19 protein-coding genes are annotated in these 19,468 nt (G+C 68.2%); 11 read left to right on the top strand and 8 right to left on the bottom strand.

Features of this window, described 5'->3' with window-relative positions; all coding sequences use genetic code 11:
* Positions 1-74: 74 nt before the first annotated feature.
* From QMX81_RS11265 to QMX81_RS11255, 3 genes are read right to left on the bottom strand one after another with little or no spacing between them, the layout of a single operon-like run.
* Entirely contained in the window at positions 75-956 is an 882-nt protein-coding gene (locus QMX81_RS11265; RefSeq protein WP_121038667.1) for a DUF4097 family beta strand repeat-containing protein, read from the bottom strand.
* A gap of 11 nt (positions 957-967) precedes the next feature.
* Positions 968-1,510 (bottom strand): hypothetical protein, encoded by a 543-nt coding sequence (locus QMX81_RS11260; RefSeq protein WP_282261501.1) that lies wholly within the window; start codon positions 1,508-1,510, stop codon positions 968-970.
* Positions 1,507-2,091: a sigma-70 family RNA polymerase sigma factor gene (locus QMX81_RS11255; protein WP_121038673.1), complete on the bottom strand. Its 585-nt coding sequence runs from the start codon at positions 2,089-2,091 to the stop codon at positions 1,507-1,509. Before QMX81_RS11255 ends, QMX81_RS11260 begins: the two co-directional genes overlap by 4 nt.
* 311 nt (positions 2,092-2,402) lie before the next feature.
* Between QMX81_RS11255 and QMX81_RS11250 the strand changes: the two genes are divergently transcribed.
* Positions 2,403-2,594: a hypothetical protein gene (locus QMX81_RS11250; protein WP_121038676.1), complete on the top strand. Its 192-nt coding sequence runs from the start codon at positions 2,403-2,405 to the stop codon at positions 2,592-2,594.
* An 80-nt stretch (positions 2,595-2,674) separates the two neighbouring features.
* Positions 2,675-3,256, top strand: a complete 582-nt coding sequence (locus tag QMX81_RS11245; RefSeq protein ID WP_121038679.1) for a mechanosensitive ion channel family protein — start codon at positions 2,675-2,677, stop codon at positions 3,254-3,256.
* A 45-nt stretch (positions 3,257-3,301) separates the two neighbouring features.
* Here the strand turns inward: QMX81_RS11245 and QMX81_RS11240 are convergent, their stop codons facing one another.
* Positions 3,302-3,568, bottom strand: a complete 267-nt coding sequence (locus tag QMX81_RS11240; protein ID WP_121038682.1) for a DksA/TraR family C4-type zinc finger protein — start codon at positions 3,566-3,568, stop codon at positions 3,302-3,304.
* Between the two features lie 109 nt (positions 3,569-3,677).
* Positions 3,678-4,229 carry a DUF2058 domain-containing protein gene (locus QMX81_RS11235; RefSeq protein WP_282261495.1) on the bottom strand — a complete coding sequence of 184 codons (552 nt, stop codon included), beginning with the start codon at positions 4,227-4,229 and terminating at the stop codon, positions 3,678-3,680.
* Between the two features lie 73 nt (positions 4,230-4,302).
* Between QMX81_RS11235 and QMX81_RS11230 the strand changes: the two genes are divergently transcribed.
* The 3 genes from QMX81_RS11230 to QMX81_RS11220 all read left to right on the top strand — a co-directional run bounded on the left by QMX81_RS11230 (position 4,303) and on the right by QMX81_RS11220 (position 7,218).
* A complete protein-coding gene (locus tag QMX81_RS11230; protein ID WP_121038688.1) occupies positions 4,303-4,800 on the top strand; it encodes a M48 family metallopeptidase in 498 nt (165 codons plus the stop codon).
* Between the two features lie 81 nt (positions 4,801-4,881).
* Positions 4,882-5,592: an rRNA pseudouridine synthase gene (locus QMX81_RS11225; protein ID WP_121038691.1), complete on the top strand. Its 711-nt coding sequence runs from the start codon at positions 4,882-4,884 to the stop codon at positions 5,590-5,592.
* A gap of 48 nt (positions 5,593-5,640) precedes the next feature.
* Positions 5,641-7,218 carry a phospholipase D family protein gene (locus QMX81_RS11220; RefSeq protein WP_282261491.1) on the top strand — a complete coding sequence of 526 codons (1,578 nt, stop codon included), beginning with the start codon at positions 5,641-5,643 and terminating at the stop codon, positions 7,216-7,218.
* Position 7,219: 1 nt separating this feature from the next.
* On the opposite strand, the gene QMX81_RS11215 is transcribed toward QMX81_RS11220, so the two are convergent.
* Entirely contained in the window at positions 7,220-8,338 is a 1,119-nt protein-coding gene (locus QMX81_RS11215) for an HDOD domain-containing protein (RefSeq protein ID WP_282261489.1), read from the bottom strand.
* Between the two features lie 287 nt (positions 8,339-8,625).
* On the opposite strand from QMX81_RS11215, the gene QMX81_RS11210 reads away from it, so the two are divergent.
* The gene (locus QMX81_RS11210; RefSeq protein ID WP_121041184.1) at positions 8,626-9,723 is read left to right on the top strand and encodes a Glu/Leu/Phe/Val dehydrogenase dimerization domain-containing protein; all 1,098 of its coding nucleotides are present in this window, start codon (positions 8,626-8,628) and stop codon (positions 9,721-9,723) included.
* Positions 9,724-9,802: 79 nt separating this feature from the next.
* On the opposite strand, the gene QMX81_RS11205 is transcribed toward QMX81_RS11210, so the two are convergent.
* Complete coding sequence (locus tag QMX81_RS11205) at positions 9,803-12,670, bottom strand: autotransporter serine protease (RefSeq protein WP_282261483.1); 2,868 nt, start codon at positions 12,668-12,670, stop codon at positions 9,803-9,805.
* Positions 12,671-12,845: 175 nt separating this feature from the next.
* On the opposite strand from QMX81_RS11205, the gene QMX81_RS11200 reads away from it, so the two are divergent.
* From QMX81_RS11200 to QMX81_RS11190, 3 genes are all read left to right on the top strand, one after another.
* On the top strand, positions 12,846-14,021 hold the full coding sequence (locus QMX81_RS11200; protein WP_121038700.1) for a thiolase family protein: 1,176 nt from the start codon (positions 12,846-12,848) through the stop codon (positions 14,019-14,021).
* A 124-nt stretch (positions 14,022-14,145) separates the two neighbouring features.
* Complete coding sequence (locus QMX81_RS11195; protein ID WP_088434503.1) at positions 14,146-14,487, top strand: hypothetical protein; 342 nt, start codon at positions 14,146-14,148, stop codon at positions 14,485-14,487.
* Positions 14,488-14,638: 151 nt separating this feature from the next.
* Positions 14,639-15,043 (top strand): hypothetical protein, encoded by a 405-nt coding sequence (locus QMX81_RS11190; RefSeq protein WP_152154110.1) that lies wholly within the window; start codon positions 14,639-14,641, stop codon positions 15,041-15,043.
* 74 nt (positions 15,044-15,117) lie between these two features.
* Here QMX81_RS11190 and QMX81_RS11185 read toward each other — a convergent pair whose 3' ends face one another.
* Entirely contained in the window at positions 15,118-16,749 is a 1,632-nt protein-coding gene (locus QMX81_RS11185; RefSeq protein WP_282261477.1) for an isovaleryl-CoA dehydrogenase, read from the bottom strand.
* A 109-nt stretch (positions 16,750-16,858) separates the two neighbouring features.
* Between QMX81_RS11185 and QMX81_RS11180 the strand changes: the two genes are divergently transcribed.
* Both QMX81_RS11180 and QMX81_RS11175 read left to right on the top strand, forming a co-directional pair.
* Positions 16,859-17,866: a ligase-associated DNA damage response exonuclease gene (locus QMX81_RS11180; RefSeq protein ID WP_282261475.1), complete on the top strand. Its 1,008-nt coding sequence runs from the start codon at positions 16,859-16,861 to the stop codon at positions 17,864-17,866.
* Positions 17,863-19,467 carry an ATP-dependent DNA ligase gene (locus QMX81_RS11175; RefSeq protein ID WP_282261473.1) on the top strand — a complete coding sequence of 535 codons (1,605 nt, stop codon included), beginning with the start codon at positions 17,863-17,865 and terminating at the stop codon, positions 19,465-19,467. Before QMX81_RS11180 ends, QMX81_RS11175 begins: the two co-directional genes overlap by 4 nt.
* Position 19,468: the final 1 nt, after the last annotated feature.

Genomic DNA, 19,468 nt, shown 5'->3' with positions numbered 1-19,468 from the left:
ACCCCGGGGGGTTAATAAACGGGGCGTGCGGTGGGTGCCTCCCCCCCGGTTTTGGGGGGGGGGGGTGGCCGCACTCAGCGGCCCAGGCTGACCCGCACGCTCCCGGAATGGGAGTTGATCGAAATATCCCCATCGCCCGACCCCAGACGCGCATCCAGGCTGCTGCCCGGGCCATAACGCGGCTTTTCCACCTGCCCGGCGTCGGACTGGATGCCACCGCTGAACGTCTTGACGTTCAACTGCGCCGAGACAGTGGCCGGCAGCTTCAGCGCGACCGAACCGCTGACCGTCTGCATCGTCACCTTGCCGCCCGGCGCCATGCCGGTCGCGCTCACGTCCAGGCTGCCCGAGACGGTTTCCACCGCCAGCCGCTGGATCCGCCCGGCATTGACGTTGACCCGGCCGGAAACCGATTCGGCCGCCACTTCCCCTGACGCCCCACCGCCGGCCAGCAACTGGCCACTGACCGTGCGCGCATCCAGGCGTGCGGTCTGCAGCTGCGAGCGGATGCCACCACTGACCGTGTTCAACGTGGTCTCGCCACTGCGCCCGGCCGCGGTGATGCTGCCGCTGACACTGTTGGCCTGCAGGCGGCGCACGTCGATGTCGGCGACGTCGATGTCGGCGCTGATGGTGCCCAGCTGCACTTCCACCGAACGCGGCACGCGCAGCTCCAGGGTCGCCCCGCCGTTGCTGCGGCCACGCGGGTACTCCACTTCCCAGCGCACCCGGTTGCTGCTCTTGTCCTGCTTGAGGGTGAGCCCATCGGCCATCGAACCGGTCAGCGCCACGTCGCTGCGGTCCCAGCCGCGCACGGTCACTTTGCCGGCGATGTTGCTGATCTCCACGCGGCCGCCGGCCCCCAGTGGGTGGCGCTCATTGACGTTGGTGGCGGCCTGGGCAACCAGCGGCAGGCACAGGGCCAGGGCGGCGATCAGGGACAGAGGAATGCGCATGGGGTTCTCCTTCAAGTGGGCAGGCCGGCGGACAGCACCGCCTGCTGGGTGAGTTCCAGCCGCAGCGCGTAGGTACGCTGCAGTTGCCCGAGCAGATAGCGCGAGCGGGGATTTTCAGCGATGGCCGCACGGATGTTGTCCGCGCTGGCGTCGAGTTCATGCAGGGCCGGGCGCCACTCATCGGTGAGATCGGCACTGGGCAGAGCTGCAATGGCCTGCTGGTATTCACCGGCCATCGCATCGGCCTGGCGCTGCAGCAGCGATGGTGCCGGCGTGTGCGGGACCGGCGTCGGCACCACCATCAGCAGCGCCAGCGCGGCGGCCAGGCCGAGCCCGATGCGCAGCGGCCAGCGTTGCCGCCGGCGGCGTGTCGGCAGCGTTGCCACCGCAACCGCCGGGGCCGGGGCCTGGGCCTGGGCCTGGCCTGGCAGCTGCGCGGCAATGCCCTGCCACACCCGTGCCGGCGGGACGCGCTCGGTTGGCAGGGCGCGCAGGCGTGCACTCAGCTCGTCGTGAGCGGACAGTTCGTCGTGATCGGAATCATGGGGGGTCATGCGGTTTCTCCTAGGCGTGCACGCAGCAGGCCGCGCGCACGGTGCAGCTGTGCTTTGGAACTGCCGACGGCCATCTGCAGCTGGTCGGCGATTTCCTGGTGTTTCCACCCTTCGATGTCATGCAGGACCAGGACCGCGCGGGCCCGTGGCGGCAGTGTTTCCAACGCGCGCTCCAGGTCCATCGAGGTGCCGGCGCAGCGGTCCTGGGCGGGCAGCATGGCCAGCGACTCCCAGCCCTCCTCACCGGCATCGCGCGCATCGCCGGTGGCGTTGGCGCGCAGTTCCATCAGCGCTGCATTCACGCCCAGGCGGTGCAGCCAGGTGCCCAGGCTGCTTTCGAAACGGAAGCCCGGCAGGGCGCGCCATGCCTGCAGGAAGGCCTCCTGCAGGGCATCCTCGGCGCGAGCCGCGTGGCCGCCGCACAGCCGCCACAGCACGGCGTATACACGCGGCGAATGCCGTCGGTAGATGCGTTCGTACGCGGTCACGTCGCCGGCCGCCGCGGCACGCACGAGGGCGTGGTCATCGGCGGCGTCGGCCTGGGTCGTGGCGCTGGAGGCGGGCATGGTCGTGTCGAGCATATCCGTTGGATGCGGGGGGCATGGAAAAGGTTTAAGCCCGTTCTGACTTTCTTTTCAGGTGCCTCCGCTTGGGGCTGCTGCGAGCGTGAGGGCCCCGTAGCAACCGGCAGGCCCCTCGGCAAATGTCCCCCGGCCGCCGCCTTAAGGCGACGACCTCCTCCTTGATTTTGCCCAGGGGCCTACCGGCCGCTACGGGACTCGCGTGTGGCACGCGTGCGGCAAGGCGGATTATTTCTGCGGTCTTTAAACCTTCCTGGCCGGCGCTGCATCCAATCCCATGTCACTACCGGCCCCCGCCAAGGAGTATTCCCATGTCTTCCAGTTGCCTGGCCCTGCTGCTCTCGCTGGCCACCGGCTGCACGCTGCCGTGGAGCCCGCTGCAGATCCAGGTCACGTTGAGGTCTGAAGCACCCGATGTCTGTGTGCAGTACGCGCAGAACGCGCCGCTGTGTGCCTCGGCGATGATCGCTGTGTTCGATGTGTACGGCAGGAAGCCGGAGTAAGCCGGCACCACGATGCGGTGAGGCGCATCGGCATTACCATGGCGGGATCGGCACTAACGCTGCAAAGGAATTCCTCCCCCATGAAAGACCATCTGCCCGCCTGGACCCACGAATGGCTGCACTACGGGGTCCCTGCCCTGCAGATTCTGGTGACCCTGCTGGTGGCCTGGCTGCTGCGGCTGGTTGCCCGGCGGCTCATCCGCCGCGTCGGTGAGCACTACACACTCCCGCCGGAAATGATCATGGGCGCACGTCGGGTGTTCACCTTCGTGGTGTATTTCACCGTGCTGCTGATCGTGCTCAACATCGTGGGCGTCTCGGCAACGGTACTTTGGACCGCTTTCACCGGGTTCGCCGCGGTCGGCGCGGTGGCGTTCTTCGCGGCGTGGAGCGTGCTGTCCAACATCTTCTGCACGCTGCTGATCTTCACCACGCGGCCGTTCCGCCTGCACGATTACATCGAGCTGCTGGAGAACGGTGAGAAGCCTGGACTCAAGGGCCGCGTGATCGACATCAACCTGATCTACACCACATTGCAGGAAACCGGCAGCGGGCATGAAGGCACGGTGCTGCAGATGCCCAACAACATGTTCTTCCAACGCACCGTGCGCCGTTGGCGCGATCCTTCGCAGGCGCCGGGCGGGATTCAAGGGGACGGCTGAGTCCCGCCGCCGTCGGCCAGGCAATGCCCGCTGCGGGATCGATACCTAGCGCAGCTGGCTGTCCTTGCTGCCGCGGCGGTTGTAGCCGCTGCCCTCCTGCTGGGCGGCGTCCTCTTCTTCCTGGCAGCGCACGCACAGGCGTACGCCGGGTACGGCCTTCCGCCGCGCCTCGGGAATGGGCGCGTCGCAGTGCTCGCAGTGGGTCAAACCGGGGCCGTCGCGCAGCTGCGCGCGTGCCCGCTGGATGGCTTCATCGACGGTGGCGTCGATCTGATCCTGGACGGCACCGTCGCCAGCCCAACCTGTCGCCATGATGTGTCTCCCATGCCGGTGTCAGGCCACCAGCATAGACCCCGTCCACCGCGCCCAGCCAACGTAGGGCTGAACGCCCGCGGCGCCGGGTGAACGCTTCAGACGTGGCTTACCAGACCAGGTCGTCCGGCACCTGGAACTGGGCGTAGTACGCATCGTCCTCGGCGTTGCCGGTGCTCGGTTCGCTGCCGGGCTGGGCGTTGTCGAGCACGATCACACTGGCATCGCGCTCGCGGACCTTCTCGGCCGCAGCCCGCGGCAGCAGTTCGAAACCGTCGCCATGGCGCACGATCACCAGGCTGCCCGAGGCCAGCTGGCGGCGCAGCACGTTGTTGACCAGCAGGGTGCGGATCACGGTGCCGTCGTTGAAGCGGTACTCGCTCTCGCCTTCACGCTTGACCTTGTGCGCCTCGACGATCTGGCGGACCTGGGCCTGCAGCTCCTGGGCGTGGGCCTTGGCCTTGCGCTCGGCTTCCAGCGCACGATCGCGCTCGGCCTTTTCCGCGCGCAGGCGCTCGGCCTCGCGCTGGCTTTCGCTGGGCGCGGCCGGAGCCTTGCCGTGACGGGCTTTCACCTGTTCACGGGCGGCCTGGGAGACCTGGGATTTCTTGACCAGCCCAGCCTTGAGCAGCTGCTCCTGCAGGGGATTTGCCTTCGCCATACGCCTAGCATCTGTTGTTGCGGGATTCCGGGGGCCATCATACTGGTCTGCCCGCCCCGCCCCAACCGCCCGCATGACCGCCCTGAAGTACCTCGCCGGCTATCCCGACGCCCTGCAGCAGCAGGTGCGCGAGCTGATCGCGGGCGATCGGCTGGGGCCGTGGCTGGAGCGCCGCTATGCCGAACTGCATACCGTCCGCAACGACCGCCAGCTGTACGACTACACCCAGGGCCTGAAAGAGCGCTACCTGCGCCAGTCCGCGCCGCTGTCCAAGGTGATCTACGACAGCAGGCTGCAGGTCCTCAAGCACGCGCTGGGCACCCACACCACGGTCTCGCGTGTGCAGGGCAGCCGGCTCAAGGCCAGCCGCGAGATCCGCATCGCCACGGTGTTCCGCGAGGCGCCGGCACCGTTCCTGAAGATGATCGTGGTGCACGAGCTGGCCCACCTGAAGGAATCGGACCACAACAAGGCCTTCTACCAGCTGTGTACCCACATGGAAGCGGACTACCACCAGCTGGAGTTCGATCTGCGTCTGTACCTGACCCACCTGGAACGCACGCCGGCCTGAGCCGCAGCGACCCTCATCGCGCAGCGCCGGGCCCCAGCCAGTACACTCCCCGCCCGCTTCCCGTTTTATGTTGCCTGCCCCATGACCGACCCGATCCGACTCGACAAACGCCTGACCAGCCTGATCGGCTGCTCCCGTGGCGACGCCCAGCGCTACATCGAGGGCGGCTGGGTGACCGTCAACGGCCAGGTGGTCGAACAGCCGCAGACGATGGTCACCGACGAGGACATCGTGCTGCGCGAGAACGCCGAGGCGACCCGCACCGAGACCGTGAGCATGCTGCTGCACAAGCCGGCCGGCATGCGCTCGGACGAACTGTGCGCCCTGGTGACCCCGGAAAGCCGCAGTGAACTCGATGCCACCGGTGTGACCCTGCTGCAGCGGCATTTCCACGCCCTGCAACTGGTGATGCCGCTGTCCGATGACGAGAGCGGCCTGGTGGTGGTCAGCCAGGACGGGCGCGTGATCTCGCACCTGAAGGATCGCGGCGCAACGCTGGAGCAGGAATACCTGGTGGAAGTCAGTGGCGAGCTGGCGCCCTACGGCATGAAGCGCCTCGCGCACGGCCTGAGCTTCCGCAGCTGGCCGTTGCCACCGTGCAAGGTGAGCTGGCAGAACGAAACCCGCCTGCGCTTTGCGATCAAGCCGGTGCATCCGGGCCAGCTGCGCGACATGTGCGCCCAGGTCGGGCTGGAGGTCATCAGCATCCGCCGCCTGCGCATCGGCCGCGTCGCGATGGGCAAGCTGGTCCCGGGCCAGTGGCGTTACCTGGCGCCGGACGAGCGTTTCTAAACCGCGCCAGCACTCGCCCTGCACGCCCCGGCCGCTTACGATCGGGGCATGACCGAAAAAAAACCGTTCTGGCGCCGGCTGCTGCGCTGGCTGGGGATCGTTGTCGCCCTGCTGATCCTGCTGGTCCTCAGCGGCCTGCTGCTGGCCGATCACCTCACCCCGCAGGCCGTGGGCGAGCGTTCGACGGTGCTGCCCACGCAGGCCGACCAGACCCCGATCGATCGCGAGCTGGTCCGCCTGCAGGCCGAGCACCCCGGCCAGACCGGTGTGGCCTTCCTGTCCGACGGGCTGGACGCATACGCCGCACGCGCGGTGATCACCCAGCACGCCGGGCGCAGCCTGGACCTGCAGTACTACATCTGGCACGACGACCTCATCGGCCATCTCATGGCCAACGAGTTGTACCGCGCCGCCGAGCGCGGCGTGCGGGTACGCATCCTGCTCGATGACATGAACGCGCAGGACAAGGACGCGCTGATGATGGCGCTCGATGCGCACCCCAACATCGAGATCCGCCTGTACAACCCGTTCCGCAACCGCAGCGGGCTCTGGCGCCTGGTCGAGATGGTGCAACGCGTTTTCAGCGTCAACCACCGGATGCACAACAAGTCATGGATCGCCGATGGGCGCGTGGCGATCGTCGGTGGCCGCAACATCGGCGAGGAATACTTCAGCGCACGCCCGGATGTGAACTTCCGCGACCTGGACCTGCTGGTGGCCGGCGAAGCGGTGCAGCAGGCCAACACGATCTTCGACGAGTACTGGAACAGCGATACCGCCGTGCCGATCCGTGCGCTGGCGTTCTACACCGAACCGCAGCTGCGCCTGCTGATCCGCGAAAGCGAGCACGAAGCGCGCCTGGACAGTGCCAAGCCCTACCTGGAACGCGTGGCGCGTTCGCAGGCGGAGAAATCGTATTACCGCGATGCGCTGGATCTGCACTGGTCAAACCACGTGGCGATCGCCTCGGACCCGCCGATGAAGCACCGCCGCGACGATCAGGCCGGCTGGCTGGTGACGCGCCTGGTGCAGGAGCTGCAGAGCACGCAGCACAAAGCCTTGCTGATCTCGCCCTACTTCGTGCCCGGCGAGGAGGGCACCGAGGGGCTGGGCGCGATGGTGGCGCGTGGCGCGCAGGTCGGGGTGATCACCAACTCCCTGGCCGCCAATGACGTGGCCGCCGTGCACAGCGGTTACATGCACTACCGGGCACCGTTGCTGCGCAGTGGCGTGCAGCTGTACGAGCTCAAATCGCGCGGCAACGTCGATGGCGGCGGCCTGTTCGGCAGCAGTGGCGCCAGCCTGCATACCAAGGCCTTCATGATCGACGACCAGCGCGGCTTCGTCGGCTCGTTCAATCTGGACCCTCGCTCGGCGTATCTGAACACCGAGATGGGCGTGCTGTTCAACGATCCGGTCCTGGCCGCGCAGCTGCGCGGGGAATACCTGCGCCTGGCCAGCCCACGCCAGAGCTACTGGGTGGCCCTGGGACCGGACGGCGACGTGCGTTGGCTGGAGCGGGATGCGCAGCCGCCGCACTGGCTGTCTACCGAACCGGACACCGGGTTCTGGCTGCGGGCCAGCGCACGCGCGATCAGCTGGCTGCCGCTGGAGTCGCAGCTCTAGCTCAGCCGGCCTGGGCCACGTCCAGCTCGGCCTCTTCGCCCTCCAGCGTTTCCACGGGCCGCCCGTGCACGCGCCGCCAGATCCACTGCAGTGCATGCGGCGGCGTGTCGTCCAGTTGCTCCAGCAACGCCAGCGCCTGGACCTGACCGATCTGGCCATGGCGGCACAGCAGGCTGGCCGCCGCCGCCGCACGCGCAAAGCGCAGGCTGGCCGCCAATCCACTACCACTCTGGCGGATCAAGGCATCGTGCACGGCCTTGGGCAGCTCCCATGCCGCGGCGATGCGGCTGGCCACCGGCAGGGTCCAACTGTCGAGAAGATCGGCCGCCAGCGCACGCGGCGGGGCGGCGAGCGCCTGTTGCGTGCAGGCATCGAGCAGATGGCGCATCACCAGCGCCGCGCCCAGGCCCTGGGTCAGGCCCAGCCACTGCGCGGCGAAGCCATCTTCATGGGTCACGGTGCGTGCGTGGTCGGCGGCAGCGCGCGAGGCCAGCAGCGCATGCTCCCAGATCACCGCGCTGAACTGCGGAAAGGCATCGCACTGCAGTTGCATCACCGGCTGCACCAGCACCGCGCTGATGATCTGGCGGATGCCATCGGTACCGACCAGGGTGACCGCGCGCTGCAGGGTCTCCACCGGGCGCGCCTGCACCCGGTAGACCGGGCTGTTGGCGATGCGCAGCAGATTGCCGGTCAACACCGGGTCCTGGCTGATGATCGCGGCCATTGCGCGCGCCGAGGCGTCGCTGTCGTTGACGGTCTGGATCAGCTGCGGCAGCAGCTGCGGACGGCGGGGCAGGTGTTTGGCCGACCAGTCCCGCGCCAGCAGCGACGCGGTGACGGCATCACGCAGTTCAACGGTGCGCGGGGCCGCCGCGTCGGCGGCATCGCCACTGCGCGGCACCAGTGCCAGCGTATGCAGCCCGGCCTGCAGCACCCCCACCGGATCGGTACCCGGCGCTACCGGGGCGACCGGCAACGCCGCGGCCCGCCCGTGCGTGGCGGCGCCACGCGCCATCGCCCGGGCCACCACGGCACGCCGCCGGTGACCGAGCACAGCGGCCATGCCAAGCAGCGCCAGCACAGCGGCGCCGACGACCATCGCGCCGTTCATGCCCATGGCCCTGGACGCGCCGGGTCCCGCACTTGCCTTGTTGCGACTGCGCCCACGTGATCCTTCCTGCGATGACCGGCCATCCACACCGTTGCCACGGCATCGGCCTGCGCTTCAGCAACTTTAATGGCCGTGGTGCGCAGGACCCCTGACAACACCGTCCTTCGGAATGCACTAGAATGGCGCCGCGCGACCCGTCCGAGACCCGACGACGTCGCTTTTTTTGTTTTACAACCCACCTTTTGCTGGCGCGTTCGCCGCTGTTCGCCACCGTTCGCACCATCGGAGCCACCATGTTATTTGAAACCCTCGAAACCACCGGTCACGAACAAGTGGTGTTCTGCCACAGCCGCGACGCCGGTCTGAGGGCGATCATCGCCATCCACAACACCACCCTCGGCCCGGCCCTGGGCGGTGTGCGCATGCGTCCCTACGCCAGCACCGACGAGGCCCTGGCCGATGCGCTGCGCCTGAGCCGCACCATGACCTACAAGAACGCCCTGGCCGGCCTCAACGTGGGTGGTGGCAAGGCGGTGATCATCGGTGACCCCAAGCGCGACAAGACTGAAGTGCTGTTCCGCGCTTTCGGCCGTTATGTCGATTCGCTGGGTGGCCGCTACATCACCGCCGAGGACGTCGGCACCGATGTCAACGACATGGAAAACATCTACCTGGAGAGCGAGTACGTCACCGGCGTACACCAGGTGCACGGCGGCTCCGGCGACCCGGCACCGTTCACCGCGTACGGCGCGCTGCAGGCGCTGATGGCGTCGATGCAGCACAAGCTGGGCCATGAGGAAGTGGGCAAGGCCAGCATCGCGGTGCAGGGCCTGGGCCATATCGGCATGGAACTGGTGAAGCTGCTGCGCGATCGTGGCGCCAAGCTGTACGTCAGCGACCTGGACAGCACGCGCGTGGACCGCGCTGTCACCGAATACGGTGCGGAGGCGGTCAAGCCGGAAGACATCTACGACGTCAACGCCGACATCTTCGCGCCCTGCGCGCTGGAAGGCGCGATCAATCCGGATACCCTGCCGCGCCTGAAGTGCAAGATCGTCTGTGGTACCGCCAACAACCAGCTTTCCAGCCTGGAGGTCGGCGACGAGCTGCACGCGCGCGGCATCCTCTACGCACCGGATTACGCGGTCAACGCCGGGGGCGTCATGAACGTCTCGCTGGAGATCGACGGCTACAACCGTGAGCGCGCGATGCGCCTGATCCGCAGCATCTACCACAACCTCGGCCGCATCTTCGCGCTGTCGCAGAGCGAGGGCATCGCCCCGCAGCGCGCCGCCGACCAGATCGCCGAATCGCGCATCCTGTCGATCGGCAAGCTGAAGATGCCGCTGGGCCGGAGCACGCCGCGCCGGGGCAGCCTGCGCGGCAACTGAGCCGTTGCGCTGACAAACGAAGAGGGCGCGATCATCGATCGCGCCCTCTTTTTTTTTTGCGTCGCGGCCAGGCCCGCGTTTAGAACCCAGCCGAATAGCGCACCTGCACCTGACGCAGATCGCCGCGCGGCCCAAAGCGCTGGTCGTACCCGAACGCCAGTCGGCTGTTGCGGCTCAACCACGACTCCAGCGAGAGCCCGAACAACCCGCCCGAGCGGGCCGGCTGCAACCCTGCTACCGGCGCCCAGGCCTCGACGCCGACGAAGCTGGCCTCCAGCGAAAGGCCGTCGCTGGACAAATGCTGCTGCCATTCGGCATAGCCGCGCAGCGACCAGCCGCCCCAGCGCCGCTCGGCGCGCAGGCCGGCCAACGCCTGGCTGCGCGTACTCACGGCATCGCGCGCGCGCAGCCCGAAGCCCATGCCGCCTGTTTCACTGAAACCATCGCTGTCCACCCGGGCGTACTCGGCGCCCAGGTAAGGCGTCAGCGAGGCAGTGGCATTGCCGAAACGGTAGCCCGACTCCACGCTGGCCGCGCTGAAGCTGCCGCCATAGCGCGCATTGACGCCGTACTGCCCGGCACCGAGCAGCAACTGGCGATCGATCTCACGGGTGAACTGGCCGGCGCCGATCTGGCCCATCGCATACGCACGGCCGGTCCCCCAGCCCGCATAGACCTGCGCCTGCGATTGACGATCGCGGCCGCGGTCACTGCCCCACTCCCGGCTGCCGTAGCTGCGCGTTTCGCCGAACGCGAAACCGAGCATGCCGTGGCTGCCCAGCGCCATGTCCTGGCCCATCATCCAGCCCCGGGTCGCCACCCCGTTGCCGGCGAAGCTGCCCTGGCCCGCCTCGCCCAGCGTGCTCTGCCAGGCACCGCGCAGGCGTGGCGCGGCCTGCACATCACCGACCCGTGCCGACAGCGCACGACGGTTCATGTCGATGCTGTCGAAGGTCGCTGCCGTGGCCAGGGCGTGGGCCTTGCCGGAGAGGCTGTCCAGGCTGGCCTGCAAGGCGCTGGCGCCATCCACCTGCTGCAGCTTCCCGGCCGCGTCGGCAAACCCATCCAGTGCCGCGCCGCTGCGATCCAGCACTTCAAACGCGGATTCGACCCGCGCTGCCGAGGCCAGCGCCGTGCCGCCCAGGCCGGCCTGGAGGCTGGCGCTGGTCACGCTGATGCGGTCGATGACCATGGTGACGTCGTTGTTGGCGTGCAGCAGGCTGGCCTGGAGCAGGCTGCCGGGTGCCAGCCCATTGGTGACGCTGGCGAAGGTGCCGGTCACCCCACCATCGGCATGCAGCAGCGGCTGCGTGCGTCCGTCCTGGGGCACGTAGCCACTGATGATGCTGTCCACGCGCACCGTGCCGGCCAGCGTGGCGGTGCCGTTCACCATGAGCGGGTTGGCCCCCAGTGCGACGACCAGTTGCGCGCCGGCACGCTGGATGTAGTTGCCTTCGATGACAGCATCGATATTGTCGCTGCGCAGCATCACGCTGGCGCCGTTGTCCACGTTGCCGCCCACCCGCGTGGTGCCGTTCATGAACTGCAGCGCCGCGGCGTTGGGATCACCTGCCTGCGGCACGATGAGCACGTTGGAACGCAGCGACGCACCGCCGCGCAACGCAAGGGTGCCGCGCTCGATGAACGTGTCACCGGTGTAGGTATTGGCGCCGGCCAGGGTCAACGCACCCGTACCCTGCTTGGTCAGTCCGCCACTGCCGCTGATGTCGTTGCTCCATACCGAATTCAGCCCCGGCGTGCTGACATTGACCGTCGTATCGCCCCAGTCCAGCCTGGCCGGTCCGTTGATCGCCTTGGCGATGTTGAGCAGGCCATAGCCGAAGGTGCTGTCCACGCCACCCGCGCCGAGATCGGTCGCCGTGCCGAGCAGGGTCTGACGCACCAGGTCGTTGGTGAAGTACGGGTACTTCTGCCACACCAGCGCGGCCGCGCCGGAGACCAGCGGCGCTGCATAGGACGTGCCCGAGCCGTAGTAGTACGTGGGCGTGCCGCCGGTGTTGGCCGGATCGACGTACGCCGCGGTGCCCGGGGCCGCAAGGCAATAGCGTGCTGCCACGCCGCACGCGTTGGCGTAGGAGGCCAGCTTGCTCGGGTCGGCGGTATCGACCGCGGTCACGCTGAGCCACCCGCGCTCCAGATCCGCTGCCGGCAGGCTGCCGCCGGTGCCCGGCTGGCTGGGCAGGGCCGCCATGCTGGAGGGATTGGCCTTGCTCTCGTTGCCGGTCGCGAACACCACCAGGCCGCCATTGCCGATGATGAAAGGACGGTACTCCTGGGCAATCGGCGAGGTGGCGGCCGGATTGGTCCAGTACAGGCCGCCCCACGAGTTGTTCATGATCTTGACGCCGGCATTGATCAGATCCTGGTGCACGGGCGCCAGGCCCAGCGCACCGCTGACCTGGTTGCCGCTGCCGGACCCATCATCGACCGGGCTTTTGTCGGCGATGATCCGTGCCGACACGATCTGCGCATCCGTCGCCACACCGCCTGGCCAGCTTCCCACCCGGCGACCGGCCGCCAACTGGGACACCACAGTGCCATGCCCGACCACATCATCCACGTTGGGGTTGTTCACCCGCGGATCGACGTAGGTGTAACTGGCCACGACGCGCCCGTTGAGCGCCGGATGGCTGCGGTTGACGCCTGAATCGACTACGCCGATGCGCACGCCGGCGCCGGTCCAGCCGGCCGCCTGCGCGGGGCCGGCCTGGATGATGCTCAGGTGCGCATCGAAGGCCGGCTGTGCCGGCGGTGCCGTGGTCGGCGGTGGCGTCGGGGGCGTGGTGGGGGGCGGCGACGGCGGGGTGGTCGGGGGAGGCGACGGCTCCAGATCCCCGCGGACATTGCTGCCCCCGCCTCCGCAGGCACTGAGTGCCAACGCCAACGCCGCGGCCAAGGCCGACCTGCCGATCACAACCTGCTTCATCCCTGCTCCCCTTGTGAATGGACCTTCCCCACCTGCCTGCCCCCGGGCAGACACCGGCAGTCAATGCCGACCCTCTATACTGGACCGACCCCCACGCAGTCTGCCGGGAAATGCGTCGGCTTCCAACGCCCGCGTTCCCATTCCGCTCTTCGCTCACGCACCAAAGAGATTGCACATGTCCAACATCGTCATCGCCGCCGCCAAGCGCACCGCCATCGGCTCCTTCCTGGGCCAGTTCAACGGCGTGCCGTCCCCGACCCTGGGGTCCACCGTGATCGCCGCGGCCCTGGAGCAGTCCGGAGTACCGGCTGCGGACGTTTCCGAAGTGATCATGGGCTGCGTGCTGCCGGCCAACCTCGGCCAGGCGCCGGCCCGCCAGGCCGCGATCGCCGCCGGGATTCCGGTCTCCACCGGCGCCACCACCCTCAACAAGGTGTGCGGCTCGGGCATGAAGGCCATCATGCTGGGGCATGACCTGATCAAGGCCGGCTCGGCCAGCATCGTGGTCGCCGGCGGCATGGAGTCGATGTCCAACGCCCCGCACATGATCCCCAACTCGCGCACCGGCAACCGCTTCGGCAACTTCCAGGTGATCGACCACATGGCCCACGACGGCCTGGTCAATGCCTATGACGGCAAAGCCATGGGCGAGTTCGCCGAGTGCACGGTGGAGAAGTACCAGGTCAGCCGCGAGGACCAGGATGCCTTCGCCATCGAATCGGTGCGCCGTGCGCAGGCCGCCCAGGCCAACGGCGCTTTCGACGGTGAGATCGTCCCGGTGAAGGTCAGCACGCGCAAGGGTGAGGTGGAATACGCACAGGACGAGCAGCCGAGCCGCTCGGACATCGCCAAGATCCCGACCCTGCGCCCGGCGTTCAAGAAGGACGGCACCGTCACCGCCGCCAGTTCGTCGAGCATCTCCGACGGCGCTGCCGCCGTGGTGCTGCTGTCCGAAGAAGATGCCGCCGCCCGCGGCCTGCAGCCGCTGGCCCGCATCGTCGGCCATGCGACCCACTCCCAGGCGCCGGAATGGTTCACCACCGCCCCCATCGGTGCGATCCAGAAGCTGCTGGAAAAGACCGGCTGGACGCTGGACCAGGTGGACCTGTTCGAGATCAACGAAGCCTTCGCCGTGGTCGCGATGGCGCCGATCCGCGAACTGGGCATTCCGCACGACAAGGTCAATGTCAATGGCGGCGCCTGCGCATTGGGTCATCCCATCGGTGCGTCCGGTGCACGGCTGGTGGTCACGCTGGTGAACGCATTGCGCAAGCGTGACGCCAAGCGCGGAATTGCTACCCTGTGCATTGGCGGCGGCGAAGCCACGGCCATCGCTATCGAATTGATTTGATTTGATTTAACGCGCATTTCTCAAAACTGAATGCGCGATCGCTTGACAGCCAATCGTGGCTTGTCATCATGTTGCCGGGCGCGCAATAGCGCGTTGCCTAATCTAACGACGAGGATTCACAACAATGAGCATCAACAAGCTGCTGATCGCGATGGCCCTGGGCCTGGCTCTGACCGCCTGCTCGAAGCAGGAGCAGGCTGCTGACGCCGCCGCTTCGGCCAACGAAGCTGCCGCTGACGCCCAGGCCGCTGCTGACCAGGCCGCTGCTGCTGGCGCCCCGGCTGCTGACGCTGCCCAGGCTGCTGCTGACACCGCCACCACCGCTGCTGACGCTTCGGCTGATGCCGCTGCCCAGGCTGCCGGCGCTGCCACCGACGCTGCTGCCGACCAGGCTGCTGACGCTGCCAAGGCTGCCGAAGGCACCGCCGAGAAGGCCAAGGACGCTGCTGAAGAAGCCAAGAAGTAATAACTTCTTTCTTCAAGCACGTCTGAAGAAGCCGCTGGTTCGCCAGCGGCTTTTTCTTTGGGCGCGTGTTGTGCAGATCCTGCCACGCACCGGTTCTTCACAGACGCATGAATAGGCTGGCCTCCCATCCATCGCCGTTCTGGAGCGCCACATGAAGATCCGTCCGCTGACCACCTCCCTGCTGGCTGCTTCCCTGCTGCTCGGCCTGGCCGCGTGCAAGGGCCCGGAGGCCGAACAGGCCCGCCGTGATGCCGCCCAGGCTGCCGACAGCACCAATGCCGCCGCGCGCGAAGCCGTGGACAAGGCCGCTGCCGCCACCCGCACTGCCGCCGACGATGCCGCTGCCGCCTCCGAGCGCGCCGCCGCCGACACCCAGCAGGCGCTCGACCGCGCAGCCGCAGCGACCTCCGAGGCCGCTGGCGAAGCCAAGGTTGCCGCCAAGGATGCGGCCGCCCATGCCAGCGATTCAACCGCCGACGCCGCGCAGAAAGTCGCCGACAAGGCACGCGACGTTGCCGACGACGCCAAGAAGAACGCCAACGAAGCCAAGCGCTGAATCGGCTCCCTCACGCCGTCTTCGGGTGTGACCAACGCCCCCTCTCCGGAGGGGGCGTTTTCATTGGGGCGCGTTCACGGCAGAGCGCGGCTCAGCACGGCCGCGAAATCCACGTCGGCCGGCAACGTCCCGAAGGCCATCCCATGCTCGGCACCCAGCCGCGAGCGGACGAAGGCCGATGCGTTCGGGCTCTGCGCGCCCAGCAGGACCGCGGCCTGCAAGACCAGCGCCAGGCGTTCGGTGATACGGCGGGCCTGAGCTTCCTGTGGCGTTGCCGCGCGCTGCATGCGTAACGCCCGCAGTGCCGCGTCATAGATCGCATCCACACCGGCCACCGCATCCAGCTCGGCGTCCAGCGCCTGCAGCACCTGTGGTTCGCGCGACAGCGCACGCAGCACATCCAGGCACTGGATGTTGCCGCTGCCTTCCCAGATCGAATTCAACGGCGCTTGACGATACAGCCGCGGCAGCATCGACTCCTCCACATAGCCGGCACCGCCGAGGCACTCCTGCGCTTCATTGACGAACACGGCCGCGCGCTTGCACACCCAGTACTTGCCCACCGCCGTCGTGATGCGTGCGAATGCGGCCTGCTGCGGGTCCGTCCCGGCCTGATCCACCGCCCGCGCCACGCGCAGGGCAAACACCGTGGCCGCTTCGGATTCGATCGCCAGATCCGCCAGTACGTTGGCCATCAGCGGGTGCTCGCTCAGCTGCTTGCCGAAGCTGCTGCGATGCCGGGTGTGATGCAGCGCCTGCGCCAGGGCCATGCGCATCTCGGCGGCGGCACCGAGCATGCAGTCCAGCCGCGTCATCATGACCATGCCGATGATGGTCGCCACCCCGCGCCCTTCCTCGCCCACCCGCTGCGCCCAGGCCCCGCACAGCTCCACCTCGCTGGAGGCGTTGGACCAGTCGCCAAGCTTGTCTTTCAAGCGCATCAGACGGAACGCGTTGCGGTGGCCATCGGCCAGGCGCCGCGGCATGAGGAAACAGCTCAGGCCGCCCGGCGCCTGCGCCAGCACCAGGAAGCCATCGGACATCGGCGCGGAGAAGAACCACTTATGGCCCACCAACGCATAGCTGCCATCGGCCTGGGGCTCGGCCCGCGTGGTGTTGCTGCGTACGTCCGAGCCGCCCTGCTTCTCGGTCATGCCCATGCCCAGGGTGATCCCGGCCTTGTCGGCAATGGGTACGTCACGCGGGTCGTAGTGAGGCGCTGCCGCCTTGTCCGCCCAGGCGGCGAGCGACGGATCCTGGCGCAACACGGCGACCGCAGCGTGGGTCATCGTCAACGGGCAACTGGTGCCCGCCTCGGCCTGGTGGTGCAGATAGCTCAACGCCGCGCGTGCCACATGCGCGCCGGGGCGACCATCGTGCCAGGACAGCCCGGCCACGCCATGCGTTTTCGCCGCCGTCATCAGCTGGTGGTATGCCGGATGGAACTCGACGGTATCGATGCGATGGCCCTGTGCATCGTGGGTGCGCAGACGCGGGCGATCGCGGTTGGCATCGAAGCCGATCCGATAGAGCTCATCGCCGGCGAGACCGCCATAGCTGGCCAACTGGCCCGCGAACGCGGCGCCGCCTTCGCGCTGTACTGCCTCGGCCAGCGCGACGTCGTCGGCCCACAGATTGCGCCCTCCGAACGGTGGCGGCTGGTTGCTCACCTGATGCGTTTCGAACGCGGGCAATGCAGACGTCATCACGGCGACCTCCTTGCAGACAGATGCACCGATTCTGCCGCATCTCCCTGCAGGCCGCCGTTCATGCGGATTCTCACCTCCTGCACGAGCGCGGCGGCACAGTGCAGACATGAACACCGATGCCGACAACGAAGACCTGGTGGTGCTCCGGCCCGAGGGGCTGTACTGCCCGGCCGGTGATTTCCACATCGACCCGTGGCGGCCGGTGCCGCGTGCGGTGATCACGCACGGCCATGGCGATCACGCGCGCAACGGCATGGGCCATTACCACTGCACCACGCAGACCCTGCCGATCCTGCGCTGGCGCCTGGGCGATGTGGACTGCACCGCGCACGCGTACGGCGAGCGCTTCCCCTTGGGCAACACCGAGGTCTCGCTGCATTCGGCCGGGCATGTGCTGGGCTCGGCCCAGGTGCGGATCGCGCACGCGGGACGGGTATGGGTGGCCTCGGGCGACTACAAGCGCCAGCCCGATCCGAGCTGCGACCCGTTCGAGGTGGTGCCCTGCGACACCTTCATCACCGAAGCGACCTTCGGCCTGCCGGTCTACCGCTGGCCGGACACCGCGCAGGTCGCCGCCGACATCGTGGCCTGGCGGCGCGAATGCGAAGCACGTGGCGAGGCGGCCGTACTGCTCTGCTACGCGCTCGGCAAGGCGCAGCGGATCCTGGCCGAACTGCTGCCACTGGATGACCAGCCTGCGCTGCTGCATGGCGCGATCGCCACCGGCGTGGCGGTCTACCGCGAGGCCGGCATTGCGATGCTGGCCACCGAGCCGGTCAGCGAGCAGGCGCGCGGTGCCGAGTTCGCCGGCAAGCTGATTCTTGCCCCGCCCTCGGCCGCCGGAAGCGCGTGGATGCGCCGCTTCAAGCGTGCGCAGCTGGGCTTCGCCTCCGGCTGGATGCGGGTGCGTGGCAACCGCCGCCGGCGCAACTACGATCGCGGCTTTGTGGTCTCCGATCACGCCGACTGGCCCGACCTGCTGCGCACCATCGCCGAAACCGGCGCGCGACGCGTGATCGCCACCCACGGCAATACCGATGCGCTGATCCGGTTCCTGCGCGAGCGGGGTGTCGCCGCCGAAGCGTTCGCCACCGGCTACGGGGACGAAGAATGAAACGCTTCGCCGCGCTTTACAGCGAACTCGACCGCAGCACCGCGACCGGCGACAAGCGCGCCGCGCTGGTGCGCTACTTCCAGCAGGTGCCACCGCACGACGCGGCATGGGCCCTGTTCCTGCTGGCCGGCGGCAAGGTCACCAGTGCGCGGCAGAAGATCGCCGGCAACGCCGAACTGCGCGCGTGGGTCGCCGAGATGTCCGACACACCGGCGTGGCTGGTGGACGACAGCTATGACCAGGTGGGCGATCTGGCCGAGACCCTCACCCTGCTGATGGACGACCCGGTGCAGGCCGGGGCGGATATCGCGCTCGCCGACTGGATCGAGCAGAAGCTGCTGCCGGTCGCCAATCAACCCGAGCCGGTGCGCCACGCCGCGGTCACGCAGGCCTGGCAACACCTTGCCTTCGACGAGCGGCTGGTGTTCAACAAGCTGCTGACCGGCGCGCTGCGCGTGGGGGTATCGCAGCGGCTGGTGCAGCAGGCACTGGCCGAATGGTCGGGCCTTGATATCGCGCGCATCGCCCAGCGCATGCTCGGCAGCTGGGTGCCCACGCCCGGGCTGCTGGCGGCGCTGCTGTCACCGGAAGAGCGGCCGGAAGATCGCCAGCAGCCCTACCCGTTCTTCCTGGCCTCACCGCTGGAGGCGGAGGTCGACACGCTCGGGCCGATCGAGGACTGGCTGCTGGAATGGAAATGGGATGGCATCCGCCTGCAGGTGCTGCGCCGCCAGGGCGAAGTCGCGCTGTGGTCGCGCGGCGAAGAACGTCTGGATGGGCGCTTCCCGGAGATTGAAGCGGCGGCGATGGCGCTGCCCGATGGCTGCGTGATCGATGGCGAACTGCTGGCCTGGGCCGACGGCGATGATCTGCCGCTGCCCTTCACCGCGCTGCAGACGCGCATCCAGCGCCTCAAGCCTGGCCCCAAGACGCTGCGCGATACGCCGGTGCGCGTGCTCGCCTACGATCTGCTCGAACTGGACGGTGACGACCTGCGCGCCTTGCCGCTCTCGCAACGGCGTGCGCGCTTGGCCGAGGTGCTTGCCGCGCTGGACGACCCCCGCCTGATGCTGTCGCCGGCGGTCCGCGTGGCGGATTGGAGCGCGGCGGCCACGCAGCGCGATCTGGCCCGCGAGCGCGGTGTGGAAGGGCTGATGCTCAAACGCGGCGACTCTGTCTACCAGGCCGGGCGCCGACGCGGCGACTGGTGGAAATGGAAGATCGCCCCGCTGACCATCGATGCGGTGATGATCTACGCGCAGTCCGGCCACGGCCGGCGCAGCACGCTCTACACCGATTACACCTTCGGGGTGTGGGACGGCGAAACGCTGGTGCCGGTGGCCAAGGCGTACTCGGGCCTGGACGACAAGGAAATCCTGGCGCTGGACCGCTGGATCCGCGCGAACACGATCGAGCGCTTCGGGCCGGTGCGCAGCGTGCGTGGCGAGCAGGTGTTCGAACTTGGCTTCGAAGCGGTGAACCGCAGCAAGCGGCACAAGTCCGGCATCGCCGTACGCTTCCCGCGCATCCTGCGCTGGCGGCATGACAAACCCGCCAGCGAGGCCGACACCCTGGCCCAGCTGCAGGCGCTGGCGCGGTGAC

This window comes from Stenotrophomonas sp. PS02301 (assembly GCF_029959485.1).
In the GTDB taxonomy this organism is placed as follows: Bacteria; Pseudomonadota; Gammaproteobacteria; order Xanthomonadales; family Xanthomonadaceae; genus Stenotrophomonas; species Stenotrophomonas maltophilia_Z.
Note: the sequence above shows the minus strand (reverse complement) of the source record. Positions and strands in the feature narration are given on the sequence as shown.